Here is a 21,305-nt window from a genome sequence, read left to right on the forward strand (position 1 = left end):
ACACCGGGCAGGTGCGCGTTCCGGTCGCGGGGCGCACATGCAGGTTTTCCTGTTCTGGAAACGCACCAGCGTGTCGAGGATTTACACCCTTGATCGAATGTCAGGCCGACAATGCCAGCGGCTTGTGCATCGGCAGGCTCAAAACGCCGTGATGCGTGAAGGCAGACGCCGCCTCGCGATACCCCAGGCGCCGGTAGAACGCCTCGCCGGTTCGCGTGCTGGCGAGTGTGGCGCAAGGCCGGCCGCGAATCCTCAACCAGCCCTCGAGATCGCCCATCAGCGCGCGGCCCGCACCTCGGCGAAACCATTCCGGTTGCACATGACAGAACATGATCTCGCCATTGGCGGCGGCCATGCCGACGCCGACTGGTTTGTCCTGAAGAAGCGCGATATTCAGATAGCGACGCGGATCGGCGAGCCAGACGCTGATGTGTTCCGCCGATTGTCGGCGGACCCAGTGGTCGACCAGTGGTGGATCGTTGCGATGGTCAAGCGCACAACCGACGCGGATCGAGCGTTCGAGAATCCGGCTGATGATGCCGGCGTCGGCGGGGGTAGCGGGACAGATGTGGATGGGTGCTTCCATGGCGCTATTTCCCTCAATCCATTGAGTCAAAGGCTGGGGCGACAATAACTTCGCGGCCGGCGGATGACTAATGGAGAGAGGTTACATTTGATGTGCCTGGCAAAATGTCAGACCGGTTGCAGCGGCATGGTCAACTCGACCCGCAAACCATCCGGGCGGCTATCGAAATGCAGCGTGCAGGCACAACGCTGAACGATGGCCTGGACAATCGCCAGTCCCAGTCCGCAGCCGGTGCTCTGGCCATTGCGCCAGAAGCGCTGGGTCAGGTGTTGCAGATCGTCCGGGGCAATTCCCGGCCCATGATCGCGCACCACGAAACGCACGTGAGTGGCGGAGGTTTCCAGGCTCAGTTCCACCGCGCCGTTCGTCGGCGTGTGACGTAGAGCGTTGTCCAACAGGTTTCGCAGAGCCGCGATCGACAGCACCGCCGGCATTTGCAGGGGTGCACCGGACAAGCGCTCAGGCAAGTGCAGCCTGATGCGCTGGCGCTGGTCGCTGGCCGAGTCCTGAATCGCCAGTTTCGCCACCTGTTCGGCACTGCATTGCACACCGTCGTCGAACGACAGACTGCCCTCGACCCGCGCCAGCAACAGCAATTGCTCAAGGGTGCGGTGCAAGCGGTCAGCGCCCTCCTCGGCCCGCGCCAGGGACTGATCGCGGGCGTTGCCGTCGGTCATGCGCGCCACTTGCAAGTGGGTCTTGATCGCCGTCAGCGGGCTGCGCAGCTCATGGGCGGCGTCACCCGTCAGACGGCGTTCGCGTTCGATGGTCTTGCCAATACGCTGGAACAATTGGTTCTGGGTTTCCAGCAACGGTTTAAGTTCGCTGGGGAATGACTGGAGTTGCAACGGTTCCAGCGAGTCGGCATTGCGGCGCATCAAGGCTTCACGCAAGCGATTGAGCGGCGCCAGACCCTGACCGATCCCCAGCCACAACAGGCACAGGCAGCCGAGCAACGCCACGCCGACCGGCACCGAGGCCGCCAGCAGGATCGACATGTTCAGGGCTTCGCGCTCGATCACTCGGTCAGCTGTGGTGATCCGCACATCGCCTCGGGCCAGGGTGAAGCTGCGCCATGGCGCGCCATCGATCATCTGATCGTGGAAGCCCATCTTCTGGGCTTCCAGCGCCTGTTCCGGGTTGTTGTGGCTGCGGGCGAGGATTTCACCGCGCAACGAACTGACCTGACAGGCCATGCCGCCGGGAATGTTCAGTTGCTCGGCGCTGAAGTGAGTGCCCTCGCCTTTGCTCGGAATCGCCGGCAATTGTTCAAGCAAACCGGCGACCATCCGCGCCGACGCCACCAGGCGCTGGTCGAGGGAAAACATCATCTGGTTGCGCAAGTCGCTGAGCATCCAGGCGGCCGCCAGCGCCCAGATCAGCGCGAACGCGGCGCCGAGTGTCAGGCTCAGGCGCAGGCGCAGACTCATCACTTGTCGTGTTCTCCACCATCGGCCGGGCCCAGGCGATAGCCCAGGCCGCGCACGGTTTCGACGATGCCTTTACCCAGTTTGCTGCGCAGGTGATGGATATGCACATTGAGCGCGTTGCTCTCCAGTTCATCGTTGAAGCCGTAGACGCTGTCCTTCAACTGCTCGGTGGACAGCACCCGGCCACGGTTGTGCAGCAAGGCTTGCAGCAGGGATTGTTCGCGACGGGACAGATCCACCGAACGGCCCGCCAGCGTGGTTTCGCGACTGCTCGGATCGTAGGTCAGCGCGCCGTGTTCGATCAGATTGACGCTGCGTCCGGCCACCCGGCGCAGCAGGGTTTGCAGACGGGCGAACAATTCGCGCAGGTCGAATGGCTTGAGCAGGTAATCGTCGGCACCGGACTGCAAACCGTCGACCCGGTCGGTGACCGAGTCCCGCGCGGTAAGGATCAGTACCGGAATTTCCAGGCCTTGCTGACGCAGTTGTTGCAGCAACTTAAGGCCATCTTCGTCCGGCAGACCGAGATCGAGCACCATCACGTCGAATTCGGCAACCTTGAGAATCGCCCGCGCCTTGGAGGCGGTATTGACGTGCTCGACCGTCAGGCCTTGCGCCGTCAACCCGGCGACGATGCCGCTGGCGATCAACTCATCGTCTTCGCAAACCAGTACATGCATGGGGGGAGGCTCCCTGAGCAAAAACGTGAGTCAAGCAGGTGAGGATTAAGCTCAAATTATGACGAGGGATTCAGCATACGAAAAGTGTCTTTGGGCTAACGAGATGCCCACAGAATATCCAGCCCTGTGAGCAACACTAAAAACTTATATATTTTCCCGCTGCGCAACCAGCACACCCGCATTAACTCGAAATACTCACCCCAACCAAATAACTTGTCAGACCCTCGCAACCAAAACTACTCTGACAGCGCAAAAAACAAACATCAAAACAACTCAACAAACCAAAAAAAGCCAAGAGACAACTCGGGCATAAAACAACTAACAAAAGGACTTTAAACATGTCAAAAATGGACAACTTCATCGCTGTTGACTGGCGCGCCGGCCCCGACCGCATTTTCTTCTACTTCAAGGAATCCAATACTTACTCGCGCTTCTCCATTGGCGCAAATAAAGCCGACAGTGACTACCCAAAGCCGGTGAGAGGAAATTGGGGAGATCACGTCATATCGGCCGCCGATGTGCGCTTCGGCTTCACCACTGAATCTCCAAGCTGGAACAACAACACCGACCATCTCTGGCTGTTTTACTATAAAAATGAAACACCGTGGGTGTGCCAGTTCCTCCAGCAAACTGACAGTGTCGTATCCAATGCCTCGGTTGCAAATTCCGAATGGTCTGCACTCCTTCCTTATTTCGACAACATCGTCGGCGTCATGCATCAAAGTTACTCATCCACAACCAATGACTTCTGGATACTTTTAAATAACGGGAACTATCTATCCTATGATGCATACACAAAAACTCTAAAGACCCACCCTCTAAAAAACAGCAACTGGGCGAAACTGGAACCCTACAGCCACCGTATGTTGACTGCCGTCACCAATGACTATCCCACGTTCGACCGCCACTTCTATGTTTTCCTGAGCGACAATGAATACTTGAGGTATGAGCATGAGTCGAAGAAAGTATACGGCCCGATCAAAACCGATGATGAATCCTGGCCTGGGCTTCCGCACGACTGAAAACAAATAGAGATCTGACCTGGCGCCGAGGCACGGTTAATCATCGGTTAATCGCCACCGCCCATCGTGCCCCTCAATTGCACAGGGACAAGGCTCCTCCATGCGTCATTTCTTTCTATTGTTTGCATTATTGATTTCGAATCTGGCCCAGGCAGGTAATGATCCCTTCGCATCAAAACCGGAATTCCTGCCGGTCGATAAGGCGTTCGTACTGACCTCGGAACGTCTGGATTCCGGTGAGACCCAGCTGTTCTGGCAAATTGCCGACGGTTATTACCTGTATCAGAAACGCCTGAAATTCGACGGACTGGCGACCGAAAACATCCCGCCCTTGCCCGGAGGCGAGTCCCACAGCGACGAGTATTTCGGTGAGCAACCGGTTTATCGCCAGGGCCTTGAGCTGAAGATCCCGGCTGCCGCCCAAGGCCAGATCAAGGTCAGCTATCAAGGTTGCGCCGATGCCGGTCTTTGCTATCCGCCACAAACCAGAGTGATCGACCTCGGCGGCAAAGTCGCAGCAACGACAGATGAAGCGCCGGATCAGGCACTGGCCAGCGGTCTGCAACAGCATTCGCTGGGCTGGAGTCTGCTGGTGTTCTTCGGCCTGGGCCTGCTGCTGGCGTTTGCCCCGTGTTCGTTGCCGATGCTGCCGATTCTGGCGGGCATGGTGGTAGGCAGCGGCGCCACGCCGCGTCGCGGTTTCGCGCTGGCCGGCAGTTATGTGGTTTGCATGGCGCTGGTGTATGCGGCGATGGGCGTCATCGCCGCACTGCTGGGGGCCAACCTGCAGGCATGGTTGCAGAACCCGTGGCTGCTCGGGACGTTCGCAGCAGTGTTCGTGGTTCTGGCGCTGCCGATGTTTGGTTTCTTTGAACTGCAATTGCCAGTGGCCCTGCGGGATCGACTGGAACACGCCTCGCGCAGTCAACGTGGCGGCAGCCTGGTCGGCGCAGGGGTATTGGGCGCGCTGTCCGGTCTGCTGGTCGGCCCGTGCATGACTGCACCGCTGGCGGGCGCCCTGCTCTACATCGCGCAAAGTGGCAACACGCTGCACGGCGGCCTGATTCTGTTTGCGCTCGGGATCGGCATCGGCGTACCGCTGCTGTTGCTGGTAACCGTCGGCAATCGCTTCCTGCCCAAGCCCGGCGCGTGGATGAATCTGCTCAAAGGCGTGTTCGGCTTCCTGTTCCTCGCCACCGCGCTGCTGATGCTGCGTCCGGTGCTGGATCCGTCGCTGTGGCTGGGCCTGTGCGGCGCGCTGTTGTTGATCGCTGCTTACAGTGCCTGGAAACAGTCCGAGGGCTTCGGTCGCGTGGCACAACTGTTCGGTGCCGGTTCACTGTTGCTGGGCTTGTGGGGCAGTCTGCTGGTGGTCGGTGCGGCGGGCGGCAGTGACGATCCGTATCAGCCGTTGCAGGTGTACAGCGCCGGCCGAGTCGGGTCTGCGGCGCCCAGCGGCCACGAAGCCTTCACGACGATCAAGGATCCCGCTGCCCTGCAACGCGAGCTCGACACCGCCAAAGCGCAGGGCCAGTGGGTATTGCTCGATTACTACGCCGACTGGTGCACGTCGTGCAAAGTCATGGAGAAACAGGTGTTCGGCCAGGCTCGAGTGATGCAGGCCTTGAGCGATGTACGCTTGCTCCGACTCGACGTCACCGCCGACAATGCCGCCAGCCGCGAACTGCTCGGCCGTTATAAAGTGCCGGGGCCACCGAGTTTCGTGTGGATCGGCGCCGACGGCGAAGAACGCCGCAGCCAGCGCATCACCGGCGAGGTCGATGCCGATACTTTCCTGCAACGCTGGACCACCACCCGAGACGCCCGTTAATGCTGACCTTCACCCTCGGCACCTTTGCCATCGCACTCAACCATCTGCTGCTGATCAGCGCGCTGGCGCTGGCGACCTTCGTCGGCTGGCGGGTGGCCAAGCGTGGCGGTGACAACCCCGAGTCGGCGCTGTTCAGCCTGTTTCTGCTCGGCATGCTGGCGGCGCGCATTGCGTTTGTCGCCGTGTACTGGGGCCACTATCGCAACGATCTGTGGCAGATCATCGATCTGCGCGACGGCGGTTTTCTCGCCTGGCCGGGAGTGATCGTGCTGCTGCTGGCGGCGCTGTATCGCGGCTGGCGCCGGCCGGGTTTACGTCGCCCGCTAGGCTTCGGCGTGGTCAGCGGCGTGGCGTTCTGGGTGCTGGCGACCCTGTCGCTGAACATCTACGAGCAAGGCACGCGCCTGCCGGATATCACCCTGCGCAACGCCGCCGGGGAAACCGTGAAACTCACCGACTATCAGGGCGGGCCGCTGGTGATCAACCTGTGGGCGACCTGGTGCCCGCCGTGCCGCCGGGAAATGCCGGTGCTGGAAAACGCCCAGCAACAACGCCCGGACCTGACGTTCCTGTTCGTCAACCAGGCGGAAAGCATGCAAAGCGTCGCGACCTTTCTCGAAACCCAGGGCTTGAGCCTGAACAACGTGCTGTTCGACCGCAGCGGACGCCTCGGCCAGGCCGTGGGTTCCATGGCCCTGCCGACTACGCTGTTCTATAGCCCGGACGGTCGCCTGCTGGGCAGCCATCTTGGCGAATTGTCCAACGCCAGTCTGGCCCGCGCCCTGGAAAACTTCGACAGCCCGGCTTCCAGCCCGAACCCGGCCACCTCTTTTTCAAGGAAACTGCCATGCCCCGCCTCCGCCACCTGCTGACGCTGACCATGAGCGCAGCCCTGCTGCACTTGCCGTCGGTCCAGGCCGCCGAAGAATTGCCTGAAGCGATCAAGAAGATCGAAGCCAAGGGCGCCAAGATCGTCGGCCAGTTCGACGCGCCGGACGGTTTGCGCGGTTACGCCGCGCAATACCAGAACCGCGGCATGGCGCTGTACCTGACGCCGGACGGCAAGCATGTGCTGCTGGGCAATCTGTACGACGCCGACGGCAACGACCTGAGCAGCGCGCCGCTGCAAAAACTGGTTTACGCGCCGATGGCCAAGGAAGTCTGGGCCAAGTTCGAAGCGAGCAACTGGATTCAGGACGGCAACAAGGATGCACCACGCACCGTGTACCTGTTCAGCGACCCGAACTGCCCGTACTGCAACATGTTCTGGGAACAGGCCCGTCCATGGGTCAAGGCCGGCAAGGTGCAGCTGCGCCACATCATGGTCGGCATCATCCGCGAAGACAGCCCGGCAAAATCCGCCGCCCTGCTCGCCGCCAAAGACCCGAGCAAAGCCCTGGAAGATCACGAGAAGGCTGGCAAGGCCAGCACCCTCAAGGCCTTGAAGGACATTCCGGTCGCCGTGCAGACCAAACTCGCGGCGAACATGCAGTTGATGGAAGACCTGGACTTGCAGGCCACCCCGGCGATCTTCTACATGGACGACAAGGGCGAACTGCAACAACAGCAAGGCGCGCCGACGCCGGACAAACTGGCGAAGATTCTCGGCCCGAAATAAAAAACGCCCACGCAATGCGTGGGCGTTTTCGTTACTTCAGCTCAGCCAGAAACTTCAGCAGCGTGTCGGTCACGAACGGTGGGTTCTCCAGATTGGAGATATGCCCTGCCTCCGGCACCAGCACACACGGACAGCCAATCAACTCAGCCATTTCCCGTGCTTCCGACGGCGGGCGTGGCTTGTCCTGATCGCCGCAGACCACCAGCGTAGTGGCGGCATTCAGCTCGCCCAGACGGGGCAACAGATCGTCACGGCCAAAGGTGATGCGCCCCATCGGCACGATGCTCTCGCGCAGGCGTTCAGCTGAATAGCCGGCGAGTTTTGCGCGGAAATCCTGATACAGCGCCGACTCTCGATCGATGCCCGGACGGAAGAAGATCGGTACCACGATATCCAGCAGTTGCTCGGAGATCCCGCCGCTTTCCTCGATCTGTTTGAACAGCGAGAAATAATACTGGCGGGTCGGTTCCGGCTCGACGCCTACGTAAGTGTCCATCAACACCAGACCGTTGAGCCGCTGCGGCGCCGACAACGCCAGGCGCACGCCCCACATGCCGCCGACCGACAGCCCGACCAGCGTCACCCGGTCGATGTCCAGATGATCGAGCAAGGCCAGTGCCTGACGGGCGATGTCGTCCAGCGAAGCGGTGCCTTCAGGCAAGCGACCGGATTCGCCATGGCCCCACAGATCCAGCGCAATCACCCGATAGTGCGGCGACAGCGCTGCGATCTGCGGCGCCCACATGGCCTGGTCCCACAGGTAGCTGCCGGCCAGCAATACCGCCGGGCCTGTGCCTTGATCAATGTAGTGAAGCGCCTGTCCGTCAACCGTGAAAAAAGGCATCGATAACCCCCGTGGCAAAGAAACTGAAGCCCGAAGACTGAGCGGGCCGGCCTCGACAGTCAATGATATGAAAGGATTACAAAGCCTTACCCGCGACAACGGCTACAGAGAAAACCATGTTTTCTGTCGCCGTTGTCGCGGGCTGTTGTTTACAGGCCCTCCAGCTCCGCCATCAGGTCATTCAGGCGATCTACCTTCTCCTCGGTAATGTCACTGGCCGCCAGCCCTTCGATGTACCCGGCCAGTTCCTCCACCGTGCTGCACTCGAACATCGCTCGCAGCGGTACGTCCCGTTGCAGGGCTTTCTGCACCCGCGACGCAATCTGCGTGGCAAGCAACGAATGGCCGCCGAGTTCAAAGAAGTTGTCGCATACCCCGACCTTCTCGACCTTCAGCACCTCGGCCCAGATATCGGCCAGGGTCTGTTCCAGTTCGCTGCGCGGCGCCAGATAATCCTGACTCTGCAACTGGCCGATCTCCAGTGCCGGCAAGGCCTTGCGATCGAGTTTGCCGTTGGCGTTGAGCGGCAACCGGTCGAGCCACAGCCAATGCAGCGGCACCATGTATTCCGGCAGTTCGGCGCGCAGGCGCTGCTTGATCCGCTCCAGCCGTTCGCTCTGATTCAGTGCAGAATCTGCGGCGACCAGATAGCCGACCAGATGCTTGCCGTTGACGCCTTCCTGCACGCCGACCGCGCCATCGCGAACTTCCGGTTGCTCATGCAGACGCGCCTCGATTTCGCCCAGCTCGATCCGGTAACCGCGAATCTTCACCTGATGGTCGACCCGACCGACGTACTCCAGCACCCCATCGCTGCGACGGCGCGCCAGGTCACCGGTGCGATACAGACGCTCGCCCGGCGCACCGAACGGATTCGGCACGAACACCGGCGCAGTGCGCAGCGGATCGCTGACATAACCGCGACCGACACCGGTGCCGGCCACGCACAACTCGCCCACCGCACCCAGCGGCACCAGATCCAGCGCGCCATCGAGCAGGTACAGCAAGTTGTTGTCGGTCGGCGTACCGATCGGCAGGTAACTGCCGCGAGTCGAGGCCATATCGACGCGGAAGAACGCCACGTCGTCCGAGCACTCCGCTGGGCCGTAAGCGTTGACCAGACCGATCTCCGGATAACGCAGCAACCATTGGTGCGCCAGTTCCGGCGGCATCGCTTCACCGGTCGGCAGCATCCAGCGCAGACCGTCGAGGCTCAGGCGCTCCGAAGCGAGCATGCCCTGTATCAGCGACGGCACGCTCTCCAGCACGGTGATGCCCTGCTGCTGAACATGCACCAGCAAGCCTTGCGGATCGTGGGCGATAGTGTTCGGCACGATGTCCACCCGCGCCCCGAACAGCGGCGCGGCGAGGAACTGCCAGACCGAAATGTCGAAGCTTTGCGAAGCGGTCTGGGCGATCACATCGGCGTCGCTCAGGTTCAGGTACGGCACCTTGCTCAATTGGTTGTTGAGCATGCCGCGCTGCTCGACCATCACGCCCTTCGGCAACCCGGTGGAGCCTGAGGTGTAGATCACGTAGGCCAGGTTGTCCGGGCCGCTGAAGATGCCCGGATTCGCCGACGACACCGCGCCGGCCTGAACCTCTTCCCACACCAGCAAGCGTGGACGGTTGGCGCAGCTGAACTCATCCAGCAAGGTCGTCGCCTGTTCACGGCAAGCTTCGGTACACACCAGCACCGGCGTACGGCTGAGTTCAATGATGCGTTGCAGACGCTGACTAGGCAGGCCCGGATCCAGCGGCAGGTAACCTGCACCGGCCTTGAAGCTGCCGATGATCATGCCCAAGAGATCCAGATTACGTTCGCCCAGCAGCGCCACCGGTTGATCCATCTGCACTCCTGCCGCGACCAGTGCATGGCCGAGACGGTTGGCGTTCTGGTTCAGCTCGGCGTAGCTCAGCTGCTGATCGAGACAACTGGCGGCAATGCGTTGCGGATGTTGCGCGACCTGCGCTTCGAACAGCTCGACGTAGCTCTGCTCCAGCGGATAGTCGTGCTCACTCTGGTTGCAGCCGTGGAGCAGGAAGTCCTGTTCCTCATGGCCCAGCAGCGGCAGGTCGGCCATATCGCCATGGAAGCCATCGACCAGCGCCAGCAACAGACGCTTGAACTCGCCGAGCATGCGCTCGATGGTCGACTCGTCGAAGTAGCGCTGGTCGTAAGACAGGTGCAGACCGAGGTCATCGCCCGGGTAGCACACGGCTGTCAGCGGGAAATTCGTGTGGGTACGGCCCGAGTCCGAGGTCGCGTTGAGGCTCTGCGCACGGTCCAGCACCGAGACTTCCACCGGGGCGTTTTCGAATACGAACAGGCTGTCGAACAGCGGCTGACCTTTCGGCAGTTCGCTTTGTTCCTGGATGTTCACCAGCGGCAGGTATTCGTACTCGCGCAGTTGCATGTTGCTGTCGAGCAGACCGCTCAACCACTGACGCACGCTGGCGCGCTGATCGTCCGCCGGGATCTGTACCCGCAGCGCGATACTGTTGATGAACAGGCCGACGGTGCGTTGCATCTCCGGCATTTCCACCGGGCGTCCGGCCACGGTCACGCCGAACAGCACGTCGCGATCACCGCTCATACGGCGCAGCACCAGTGCCCACGCCGCCTGGGCGAAGGTGTTGATGGTCAGCTGATGGGCCTGCGCCAGCTCACGCAGACGGGCGCCATCTTCGACATTCAGTCGGGTGTAGCGGTCGCCGACGATCATGCCGCCGCTTTCGCCGGCGTGTTCACGCAGGAACGGGCGGTCGCTCGGGATCGGCGTGGTGCGCTCGAAGCCTTGCAGATTCTGCTGCCACCACTGGCGCGCTTCGGCCAGGCTCTGGCGTTGCAGCCAGCCGATGTAATCACGGTAGCGCGGCGGCACTGCCAATTGCGCTTCGCGACCTTCGCCCAGAGCGGTGTAGATCTCGAAGAAATCGTTCATCAGCAGCGAACGGCACCAGGCATCGATCAGGATGTGGTGGTTGCTCATCATGAACCAGTAGCGCGCCGCGCCGACCTTGATCAGGCGCAGGTGGAACGGTGCCTGATTGAGCAGATCGAACCCGGCTTCGCGCTCGGCCTTGAGCAGTACTTGCAGTTTCGGCTCCTGCTCGGCGTCGGCGATGGCGCTCCAGTCCAGGTACTCGATCGGCGTGCGACCCGGGGTGTGGATCACTTGCAGCATGTCTTCGCCGACGTTCCAGCAGAACGACGCACGCAGCGCTTCGTGACGGGCGACCACCGCTTGCCACGCCTGGGCGAAACGCTCGGGGTCGAGTTCGCTGTTGATGCGGTAGCGATCCTGCATGTAGTACAGACCGGTGCCCGGCTCGAGCAAGGTGTGCAGCAGCATGCCTTCCTGCATCGGCGTCAGCGGGTACACGTCTTCGATGTGCGCCGCCGGCACCGGCAGTGCGTCAAGTTGCGCCTGGGTCAGTTTCGCCAGCGGGAAGTCCGACGGCGTCAGGCCACCCGCCTCGTCCTGCAGGCAATGTTCGATCAGGCTCTGCAACTCACCGACGTAGGCATCGGCCAGCTCGTTGATGGTCTGCGCGTCGTAGCGTTCGGCGCTGAAGGTCCAGCGCAGCAGCAATTCCCCACCGTACACCTGACTGTCGACACTCAACTCGTTCGGCAGCGGTGCGTGCGGATCGTGGGCGGCACCGACCGATTCATCCAGCGGACGGAACAGCGCGTCGCTGCCGAAGCTCTGGTCGAACTGGCCGAGGTAGTTGAAGGTGATCGGCGCGTTCGGCAACGCCGCCATGCTTTGACGGCTGGCGTCATCGGCGAGATAACGCAGCACGCCATAACCGAGGCCTTTGTGCGGCACAGCGCGCAGTTGTTCCTTGATCGCCTTGATCGAAGCGCCCTGCCCGGCAGCCTCTTCGATGTTGTACGGGGTCAGGCGCAGCGGATAGGCGCTGGTGAACCAGCCGACGGTGCGGGTCAGGTCGATCTCGTCGAACAGGGTTTCGCGGCCGTGGCCTTCCAGTTGAATCAGCGCCGATGGCTGACCGCTCCAGCGGCACAGCACGCGGGCCAGCGCGGTCAGCAACAGGTCGTTGACCTGCGTGCGGTAGGCGCTCGGGGCCTGTTGCAACAGTTGTTTGGTTTTTTCTACATCCAGACGCACGCTGACGGTTTGCGCATGGCGATTCTCGCGACCGCCCTCAGGACGTTCGCACGGCAAATCGGCATTCGGACCGGCCAGTTGTGCTTGCCACCAGCTCAGTTCTTCACGCAGGGATTCGCTGCCGGCGTAGGCCTGCAAGCGCGACGCCCAGTCCTTGAAGGCGCTGGTTTTCGCAGGCAGTTTCACCGACTGATCGGCGTCGAGCTGGCGATACACGGTTTGCAGATCGTCGAGCAGAACGCGCCACGACACACCGTCGACCACCAGGTGATGAATCGCGATGAACAGTCGTTGCTGAGCGTCCGGCCCATCGACCAACACTGCGCGTAGCAGCGGGCCTAGGGCAAGGTCGAGACTGCGCTGGGCATCGGCGAACAGCGCCGCGCACTTGTCCATCGATGGCACGCGAACCTGCCACAGCACGGCGGCATCGGTGACCGGTTGATGGGTCGCTTGCCATGCGCCGTTGACCTCAGTGAAGCGCAGGCGCAAGGCGTCATGCTGCTCGATCACCGCCAGCAACGCTTGCTCCAGACGATGAGGTTCCAGCGCAACCGTCGGTTCCAGCAGAAGCGCCTGGTTCCAGTGCTGACGCTCGGGAATCTCGGTGTCGAAGAACCAGTGCTGAATCGGCGTCAGACGCGATTCGCCCGTCACCAGACCTTGCTCGGCGGTCACGGTTTCACTGCGACTGGCGACAGCCGCCAACGTCTGCACGGTCTGGTGCTGGAACAGATCGCGCGGGCTGAAGTGAATGCCCTGCTGACGCGCCCGGCTGACCACTTGAATCGACAGGATCGAGTCGCCGCCCAGTTCGAAGAAGTTGTCGTTGAGACCAACCTGTTCAACGTTGAGCACCTCGCACCAGATCTGCGCCAGGGTCTGCTCCAGCTCGTTGCTCGGCGCCACGTAATCCTGCCGATTGAGCTCCGGATCCGGCGCTGGCAACGCGCGGCGGTCGAGCTTGCCATTAGCGGTCAGCGGCATGCTCGCCAGCAGAATCAGATGAGTCGGCACCATGTAGTCCGGCAGTTGCGTCTTCAGGTGCGCCTTCAGGGCTTCGCGCAGTTCGGCCTGCTCGGCTTCGCTTCGCGAAGCGACCTCGGTCACAAGGTAGCCAACCAGTTGCTTGCCGCTCGGCGCATCCAGCGCCAGCACCACCGCTTCGCGGATCGAATCGTGATCGAGCAGACGAGTTTCGATCTCGCCCAGTTCGATCCGGAAACCACGGATCTTCACTTGATGGTCGATCCGCCCCAGATACTCCACCAAGCCGTCGGCGCGCTGGCGCACCAGGTCGCCGGTGCGGTACATGCGCCCGCCATCGGCAGCAAACGGGTCGGCGACGAAACGTTCGGCAGTGATGCCCGCACGCTCGTGATACCCCACCGCCAGACCGGCGCCACCGACGAACAGTTCACCGGTCGCACCTTGCGGCACCAGCGTCAGATCGGCGTCGAGAATGTAGGCCACGCGATCACCGATCACGCTGCCGATCGGCACACTGCCGGCGCCCTCTTCCAAGACGTCCGGCGCCAGACTGGCCAGCGGCATGACCACGGTTTCGGTTGGGCCGTAGGCGTTGAAGAACAGGCTCGGTTTGAACGCTGCACGAATCCGTTGCAGGTGTTCGCCGGTCAGCGCTTCGCCGCCGGTGATGATCATGCGCACCGGCAAGATGTCGTTTTGCGTCGCGAGGAACTGCGCCAACTGGCTGCCGTAGCTCGGGGTGAAACCGAGAATATTGATCCGATGTTCACGGATCAGGCCGCATATTTCTTCCGCGTCCCACTGACCTTGCGCACGCAGCACCACCTGCGCACCGCTGAGCAGCGGCACCAGCAGACGCTCGGTGGCGGCGTCGAAGTTGATCGAATAGAAGTGCAGCTCGCAGTCGTCCGGACGCATGCCGAAGCGTTCGATCACCGCCTGGCAGTGCATGGCGATTTCACCGTGGGACACCACCACGCCTTTCGGCTTGCCGGTGGAACCCGAGGTGTAGATCAGGTATGCCTGATGCTGCGGCAGGCTGATAAAGGGCAGCTCTGTGGCCGGGTAAGCGGCCAGCGCCGCGCTGTCGTCTTCCAGGCACCAGCGCGCCACGTTCGACGGCAGTTCGCCGAGGGCTTTGAACATCGCCCGGTCGCTGAGCAGCAGGCCGACGCCGCTGTCTTCGATCATGTAATGCAGGCGATCGAGCGGGTATTCCGGGTCCAGCGGCACATAAGCGCCACCGGCCTTGAGGATCGCCAGCAGACCGACGACCATTTCCAGCGAACGCTCCAGCGCCAGGCCGACCCGCACTTGCGGGCCGACACCGCGTTCACGCAGGGCCCAGGCCAGACGATTGGCGCGGGCATCGAGTTCGGCGTAGCTCAGGGTCAGCCCGGCAAACGTCAGAGCCGGTGCGTCCTTGCGCGCCAGTGCCTGCTCGGCGAATAGGTGATGGATGCACTGATCGAGACGGTGTTCGCCCGGCTCGACGCCGAGGCTGTCGAGCAATTGCTGTTGCTCGGGAGCGTCGAGCAGCGGCAGTTCGCTGAGACGCTGTTGTGGGTCGGCGATCAGCGCTTCCAGCAGGTTGCGCCAGTGCTTGGCCATACGCGCAATGGTCGGCTCGTCGAACAGGTCAGTGCTGTAAGTCAGGCAGCAACCGAGGCGATGGTCGAGGTCGGTGACTTCCAGGTTGAGGTCGAACTTGGTCGCCCGCGCATCGTTGGCCAGGTACTCGACGGTCATGCCGGCGAGCATGCGGCTCTGCTGGAATTCCCAGCGCTGCACGTTGCACATCACCTGGAACAACGGGTTATAGGCGGCGCTGCGTGGTGGTTGCAGCGCTTCAACCAGATGATCGAACGGCAAGTCCTGATGGGACTGGCCTTCGATCACGGTGTGGCGCACCTGCTCGAACAGTTCGCCGACCGACATCTGGCCGTCGAGCTGGCAACGCAGCACCTGGGTGTTGAGGAACGCCCCGATCAGCCCTTCGCTTTCCGGACGGATACGGTTGGCCACCGGCGCGCCGATGCGCAGATCGGTCTGGCCGCTGTAGCGGTAAAGCAGGGTTGCGAGCGCGGCGGTCATGGTCATAAACAGGGTCAGACCGTTCTGCGCGTTGAACGCCCGAACCCGTGCGGCGAGATCATCGCTGAGGTCGAAACGTAACAGCTCGCCCTGGTGGCTTTGCACCGGCGGACGCGGACGGTCGCCCGGCAATTCCAGCAGCGGATGTTCGCGGCCCAATTGGGCGGTCCAGTAGTCGAGCTGACGCTGACGCTCGCCAGACTCCAACCAATTGCGTTGCCACACGCTGTAGTCGAGGTACTGCACCGGCAACGGTTCCAGCGGCGATTCGCGATCGTCGACAAACGCTTCGTACAGCGCGCTGAGTTCACGGGCGAAGATGTCCATCGCCCAGCCTTCGGTAACGATGTGATGCAGGGTCAGGACGAAGTAATGCTCCTGCTCGGCGGTCTTGACCAGGCAGGCGCGCAGCAGCGGACCGGTTTCCAGATCGAACGGCAGGTGCGCTTCGTCGTCGGCCAGTTGCTGGACTTTCTGTTCGCGCACATCGGCGGCGAGCTTCGAGAAATCCTTCCAGTCCATGCGCACGCCGGTTTCGGCATGCACCTGCTGACGGGCCACGCCGTCGATGCTCGGGAACGTGGTGCGCAGGGTTTCGTGGCGCAGGATCAGCGCTTGCAGCGCCGCTTCGAAACGCCCGACATCCAGCACGCCCCGCAGGCGCGCCATGCCGCCCACGTTGTACGCCGGGCTGTCCGGCTCCATCTGCCAGAGGAACCACATGCGCTGTTGGGAATAGGACAGCGGCACCGGTTTGCTGCGATCAACCTTGTCGATCGGCGGCTGTTTGTTGGTGCGACCGCTGGCCTGGATCTGGCGGATCTGTTCGGCGAAATCACCGAGTTCGCTGTGTTCGAACAAGGCACGCAACGGCAGCTCGACGTCGCAGGCCTGACGGGTGCGGGAGATGATTTGGGTGGCAAGCAGCGAGTGACCGCCGAGGGCGAAGAAGTCGTCGCGCAGGCCGACCTGTTTCAGGCCCAGCACTTCGCGCCAGATTGCGGCGATCTGCTGTTCCAGCTCGGTGACCGGCTCGACGTGTTCGCGCACCTGCCATTGCGGTTCGGGCAAGGCGCGACGGTCGAGTTTGCCACTCGGGCTCAGGGGCATTGCGTCCAGGCGCATCAGTTGCGCCGGCACCATGTATTCCGGCAGCTCGGCGGCCAGTGCGTTTTTCAGGCGAGCGATTTGCCCGTCCTGATCTTCATTGGCGTCGGTGGCGGTGAAGTAGCCGATCAGTTGCGGGCCGGCGACGGTTTCACGCACCAGTACGGCAGCCTGGGCCACACCGTCCTGAGCCAGCAGACGGGCTTCGATTTCTTCCGGTTCGACGCGGAAGCCGCGTAGTTTGACCTGCTGATCGAGACGGCCGAGGTATTCGATCACACCATCATTCGTCCAGCGTGCGCGGTCACCGGTGCGGTACAGACGCACGCCCTGCTCGCCCAGCGGATCGGCCACGAAACGTTCGGCCGTCAGCGCCGGACGGCCGAGGTAACCCCGGGCCAGACCGATGCCACTGATGCACAGTTCACCTGGCACACCGGCCGGCACCGGATTGAGATCGCTGTCGAGCACGCGGCAGACCACGTTGCCCAGCGGACGGCCAATCGGCGAACGCTCGCCATCCGACACGCTGCAATGCCAGTGGGTGACGTTGATCGCGGTTTCGGTCGGGCCGTAACGGTTGTGCAGTTGCACCGTCGGCAGTTGCGCCAGCACGCGGTTGCGCAGCTCCGCCGGCAGCGCTTCACCGCCGGAGAACACGCGAAGCAGGCTGGTGCAGCCGGTGCTCAAAGGCTCGTCGATGAACAGCGAAAGCAGCGGCGGCACAAAGTGCAGCGTGGTCACGCCATATTCTTGAACAAGCTGCGCGATGCGATGCGGATCGCGGTGTTCGCCGGGGCCGGCGATCAGCAGGCGCGCACCGGTGATCAGCGGCCAGAAGCATTCCCACACCGACACGTCGAAACTGATCGGGGCCTTTTGCATCAGCACGTCGGTGTCGTTCAGGCGATAAGTGTTCTGCATCCATTGCAGACGTTCGGCCAGCGCCGCGTGAGTGTTGCCCACGCCTTTCGGCTGGCCGGTGGAGCCGGAGGTGTAAATCACGTAGGCGAGATTGTCGCCGTGCAGATGCAGACCCGGTGCCTGGCTCGGCCAGTTCTCAAGGTGCAGGGTGTCCATGGCGATCACGCTGACGCCTTCGCTGGCCGGCAAGCGGTCGAGCAATGCGGTCTGGGTCAGCAGCAGTTCGACGCCGCTGTCGTTGAGCATGTAGTCCAGACGCTCGGCCGGGTAATCCGGGTCCAGCGGCACGTAGGCGCCACCGGCCTTGATGATCGCCAGCAGGCCGATGAGCAGTTGCGGCGAACGCTCGGCAGCGATGGCCACGCACACGTCCGGGCCGACGCCTTTGTCGCGCAGGTAATGGGCGAGTCGGTTGGCCTGAGTGTGCAGTTCGGCGAAGTCGAGGCTGCCGCCGTCCCACACCAACGCGGTGCGTTCAGGCGTCTGCCGCGCTTGTTCATTGAGCAGTTCCGGCAGCCATTGTTGCGCCGGGGTGCACGGGGCGATGCTCCATTCGCTTTGCTGAGTATTTTCGGCGGCGGTCAGCAGTTGCAGGTCGCCGATGGCTTTTTCCGGACGTTCGCAGACAGCACGCAGCAGGTTGCTGAAATGCTCGGCGAGGCGCTCGATGGTCGCGGCGTCGAACAGCTCATCGGCGTAGTCGAAGGACAGCGTCAGCCGACCGTTGCGGTCTTCTTCGCTGTGCAGTTGCAGATCGAACTTGGCTTCGCGGCTGTGCCACGGCAGTTCTTCGGCGAGCAGACCCGGCAGACGTTTGAGCGCGCCCAAATCGCGTTGCTGATGGTTGAACATGACCTGGAACAGCCCCTGTTCGCGGGCCTGCGGGAAGGCTTCGAGCAGTTGTTCGAACGGCAGATCCTGATTGGCCAGGGCACCGAGCGCAGCCTGTCGGGTTTGCGCCAGCAGTTCGGTGAACGGCAGACGCGAATCGACGTCGGCGCGCAGCACCTGGGTGTTGATGAAGAAGCCGATCAGGCCTTGGGTTTCCAGGCGCGGACGGTTGGCGTTGGGTACGCCGACGCGGATATCGCACTGGCCGCTGTAGCGATGTAACAGGCTCTGGAACGCCGAGAGCAGCAGCATGAATGGCGTGGACTGATAGGCCTGGGCCGTCTGGCGGATCGCGTTGCTGAGGCTGATCCCCAGACGAACGCTATGGCGTGCGGCGCTTTGAATTTGTTTGGCAGAACGCGGATGGTCAGTCGCCAGTTCCAGGGTCGGATGCTCGTCACCCAACTGCGCTTTCCAGTACGCCAGTTGCCGTTCGCCCTCGCCTTGCGCCAGCCACTGGCGCTGCCAGCTGCCGTAGTCGGCGTATTGGGTTGGCAGCGGCGCCAGTTCGGCGCGCTGGCCTTGGGACGCGGCGGCGTACAAACGCGAGAACTCGTCGATCAGCACGTTCAGCGACCAGCCGTCGGCGATGATGTGGTGCAGCGTCACCAGCAACTGATGCTCTTCATCGTCGAGGCGAACCAACGTCACCCACAACAGCGGGCCTTTCTCCAGATCGAACCGGGTGCGGGCTTCGTCCTCGCGGATCTGTTGTGCGCGGGCTTCACGTTCGCTGGCCGGCAGGTCACTGATGTCGATCAGTTGCAGGTTGAACTCACCCGCCGCTTCGACCTGTTGCAGGGCCACGCCATCGCGTTCGAAGAAGCGCGTACGCAGGGATTCATGACGTTCGATCAGTTGCTGGAAACTGGCGCGCAGAGCGTCTTCGTCCAGTTCGCCGCGCAGGCGCAGGGCACCGGGGATGTTGTAGGCGCTGCTCTGTGGGTCGAGCTGCCAGGTGATCCACAGTCGGTTTTGCGCCAGGGATTGCGGCAAGGCTTCGTTGCGCGACAGTGCGGTGATTTCGCCCTGGGCGCTGCCGCCGTCCTGTTGCTGCTGTGCCACGGCTGCGGCGAACGCGGACAGGGTCGGTGCTTCGAACAGCAGGCGCAGGTTCAGCTCCAGGCTCAGTTCTTCGCGGATCTTGGCGATCACCTGGGCGGCGGCGATCGAGTTGCCGCCGAGCAGGAAGAAATGATCGTCGGCGTTGACCTGTTTGACGTTGAGTTGCTCGGCCCAGACTTTGCCGATCAACGCTTCCAGTTCAGAGGCGAATGGCGTCGAGTCCAGAGCGATTTCCGCAGTGGCCGACGGGAACACCGCGTAGCTGTCGAGGCTGCCGTCGGCCAGACGATTGCGGCAGGCCGAACGTTGCAGCTTGCCACTGGAGGTTTTCGGCAGCGCACCCGGGTTGAGCAACACCACCACGCTCGGCGCTTCCTGATACGCCTCGGCCACGGCCTGGCGAATGGCTTTGATCAACGCTTCGGGCGGGAGGATTTTCTGCACGCTGCGGCTGATTTCCGCCGCGATGCCGATACCTTCTTCGCCATTCTGATTGACCGCGAACGCAGCGACGCGCCCCTTGCGCACCACCTCCACTTCGTTCTCGACCGTTTTCTCGAGATCCTGCGGGTAGAGGTTGTGACCGCGCACGATCAGCATGTCTTTCAGGCGACCGGTGATGAACAGTTCACCGTCGCGAATGAAACCCAGGTCACCGGTGCGCAGCCAGGTCTGGCCGGCGTGCTGGACGAAAGTCTTGGCGCTGGCCTCGGGGTTGCGCCAGTAGCCGAGGGCGATGCTCGGGCCGGTGGCCCAGACTTCACCGACGGCGTTGTCGGCCAATTCTTCGAGGGTGTTCGGTTCGACGATCAGCACCGCATGCTCGGGCTGGCTGATACCGCAACTCATGATCGGGCTGCCCTCGCCCGCTTCGGCGCGGTTCTGTGCCAGGGCCTGATCGTCGACGCGCAGTGCAGGAATGCCTTTACCACGCGGTGTGCCGGCGACAAACAGGGTCGCTTCCGCCAGACCGTAGGACGCCATGAAACTGCTTTCACTGAAACCGCATGCGCTGAATTTATCGGCAAAGCGCTCAAGGGTGTCGAGACGGATCGGCTCGGAGCCGGAATAGGCGACGCGCCAGCGGCTCAGATCAAGACGATCCAGCGCCGATTCGCTGACGCGTTCACTGCACAGTCGATAGGCAAAGTCCGGCCCGCCGCTGATGGTGCCGCCGTATTGGCTGATCGCTTCGAGCCAGCGCAATGGCCGGCCGAGGAAGTACGCCGGCGACATCAGGATGCACGGCACGCCGCTGAAGATCGGCTGCAGCAGGCCACCGATCAGGCCCATGTCGTGGTACAGCGGCAACCAGCTGACGATTACGTCGTCGGGGTTCACGTCGATGCCGAAGCCGTGACGGATCAACAGTTCATTGGCCACCAGGTTGCCGTGGCTGACCTGCACACCCTTGGGCAGCGCGGTGGAGCCGGAGGTGTATTGCAGGAAGGCGATGTGGTCTTGCGGCAAGGCCGGTTCGACCCAGCGTTCGGCCAGCTCAGCGTCGAGAGTGTCGACGCACAATAGCGGCGGCGCGCCTTCGATTTGCTGCAAGGCGTCGCGCAGGTCGGCGCTGGTCAGCAGCAGACGCGGCTCGGCGTCGGCGATGATCGACAGCAGGCGTTCCTGATGGTGACGCTTGGCCGATTCCGGCGGATAGGCCGGCACCGCGATCACACCCGCGTACAGGCAACCGAAGAACGCCGCGACGTAATCCGGGCCGCTCGGGAACAGCAATACCGCGCGATCACCGAATCCGGCCTCGGCCTGCAACGCTGCCGCGATGGTGCGCGCGCGCTGATCGAGTTCGCGATAACTGAGCACCACAGCCTGTTCCTCGGTTTCGGCGAGAAACCGCAAGGCCAGCCGATCCGGCGTCAGGGCCGCGCGGCGCTGGAGGGCTTGGACCAGGGTGCTGGGGAGTTCGAACGCGTCGGTCATGAGGTTTCCTGCCTGAATTCGGCTTGCTGGTGGAATCGGGTTGGCTGCGGCATGCCCGTGCAAGGCATGCGGGACACGGTCTTCGCCGACCGTGCAAGGCATTGGAATGCGGTAGGTCCGAGGCTGCGTACCCGGATCCATTC

At 62.5% G+C, this 21,305-nt stretch carries 9 protein-coding genes; 4 read left to right on the plus strand and 5 right to left on the minus strand.

From position 1 onward, the window contains the following. Positions 1–100: 100 nt before the first annotated feature. From CAF63_RS03185 to CAF63_RS03195, 3 genes are all read right to left on the minus strand, one after another. Positions 101–586 carry a GNAT family N-acetyltransferase gene (locus CAF63_RS03185; RefSeq protein WP_085683380.1) on the minus strand — a complete coding sequence of 162 codons (486 nt, stop codon included), beginning with the start codon at positions 584–586 and terminating at the stop codon, positions 101–103. Positions 587–693: 107 nt separating this feature from the next. Next, positions 694–2,016, minus strand: a complete 1,323-nt coding sequence (locus CAF63_RS03190; protein ID WP_085683381.1) for an ATP-binding protein — start codon at positions 2,014–2,016, stop codon at positions 694–696. Further along, positions 2,016–2,696, minus strand: coding sequence for a response regulator (locus CAF63_RS03195; protein WP_085683382.1), 681 nt, complete (start codon positions 2,694–2,696; stop codon positions 2,016–2,018). Before CAF63_RS03195 ends, CAF63_RS03190 begins: the two co-directional genes overlap by 1 nt. 338 nt (positions 2,697–3,034) lie before the next feature. Between CAF63_RS03195 and CAF63_RS03200 the strand changes: the two genes are divergently transcribed. From CAF63_RS03200 to dsbG, 4 genes are all read left to right on the plus strand, one after another. After that, the gene (locus CAF63_RS03200) at positions 3,035–3,718 is read left to right on the plus strand and encodes a hypothetical protein (protein WP_085683383.1); all 684 of its coding nucleotides are present in this window, start codon (positions 3,035–3,037) and stop codon (positions 3,716–3,718) included. 100 nt (positions 3,719–3,818) lie between these two features. Further along, positions 3,819–5,549, plus strand: coding sequence for a protein-disulfide reductase DsbD (dsbD, locus tag CAF63_RS03205; protein ID WP_085683384.1), 1,731 nt, complete (start codon positions 3,819–3,821; stop codon positions 5,547–5,549). Continuing rightward, entirely contained in the window at positions 5,549–6,421 is an 873-nt protein-coding gene (locus CAF63_RS03210; protein WP_085683385.1) for a TlpA disulfide reductase family protein, read from the plus strand. The genes dsbD and CAF63_RS03210 overlap by 1 nt, the downstream gene beginning before the upstream one ends. Further along, entirely contained in the window at positions 6,397–7,167 is a 771-nt protein-coding gene (dsbG, locus tag CAF63_RS03215; protein WP_007955786.1) for a thiol:disulfide interchange protein DsbG, read from the plus strand. Before CAF63_RS03210 ends, dsbG begins: the two co-directional genes overlap by 25 nt. Positions 7,168–7,198: 31 nt before the next feature. Here dsbG and CAF63_RS03220 read toward each other — a convergent pair whose 3' ends face one another. Next, positions 7,199–8,011, minus strand: a complete 813-nt coding sequence (locus CAF63_RS03220; RefSeq protein ID WP_085683386.1) for an alpha/beta fold hydrolase — start codon at positions 8,009–8,011, stop codon at positions 7,199–7,201. A gap of 149 nt (positions 8,012–8,160) precedes the next feature. Further along, positions 8,161–21,162: a non-ribosomal peptide synthetase gene (locus tag CAF63_RS03225; protein ID WP_085683387.1), complete on the minus strand. Its 13,002-nt coding sequence runs from the start codon at positions 21,160–21,162 to the stop codon at positions 8,161–8,163. Between the last annotated feature and the right edge of the window lie 143 nt (positions 21,163–21,305).

Origin of the sequence: Pseudomonas sp. B20(2017) (assembly GCF_002113125.1) — a bacterium.
GTDB lineage: Bacteria > Pseudomonadota > Gammaproteobacteria > Pseudomonadales > Pseudomonadaceae > Aquipseudomonas.

Bases quoted from the DNA above. Each gene is read 5' to 3' on its own strand.
- CAF63_RS03185 (WP_085683380.1), bottom strand. From the start codon at position 586: ATGGAAGCACCCATCCACATCTGTCCCGCTACCCCCGCCGACGCCGGC.
- CAF63_RS03190 (WP_085683381.1), bottom strand. From the start codon at position 2,016: ATGAGTCTGCGCCTGCGCCTGAGCCTGACACTCGGCGCCGCGTTCGCG.
- CAF63_RS03195 (WP_085683382.1), bottom strand. From the start codon at position 2,696: ATGCATGTACTGGTTTGCGAAGACGATGAGTTGATCGCCAGCGGCATC.
- CAF63_RS03200 (WP_085683383.1), top strand. From the start codon at position 3,035: ATGTCAAAAATGGACAACTTCATCGCTGTTGACTGGCGCGCCGGCCCC.
- dsbD (WP_085683384.1), top strand. From the start codon at position 3,819: ATGCGTCATTTCTTTCTATTGTTTGCATTATTGATTTCGAATCTGGCC.
- CAF63_RS03210 (WP_085683385.1), top strand. From the start codon at position 5,549: ATGCTGACCTTCACCCTCGGCACCTTTGCCATCGCACTCAACCATCTG.
- dsbG (WP_007955786.1), top strand. From the start codon at position 6,397: ATGCCCCGCCTCCGCCACCTGCTGACGCTGACCATGAGCGCAGCCCTG.
- CAF63_RS03220 (WP_085683386.1), bottom strand. From the start codon at position 8,011: ATGCCTTTTTTCACGGTTGACGGACAGGCGCTTCACTACATTGATCAA.
- CAF63_RS03225 (WP_085683387.1), bottom strand. From the start codon at position 21,162: ATGACCGACGCGTTCGAACTCCCCAGCACCCTGGTCCAAGCCCTCCAG.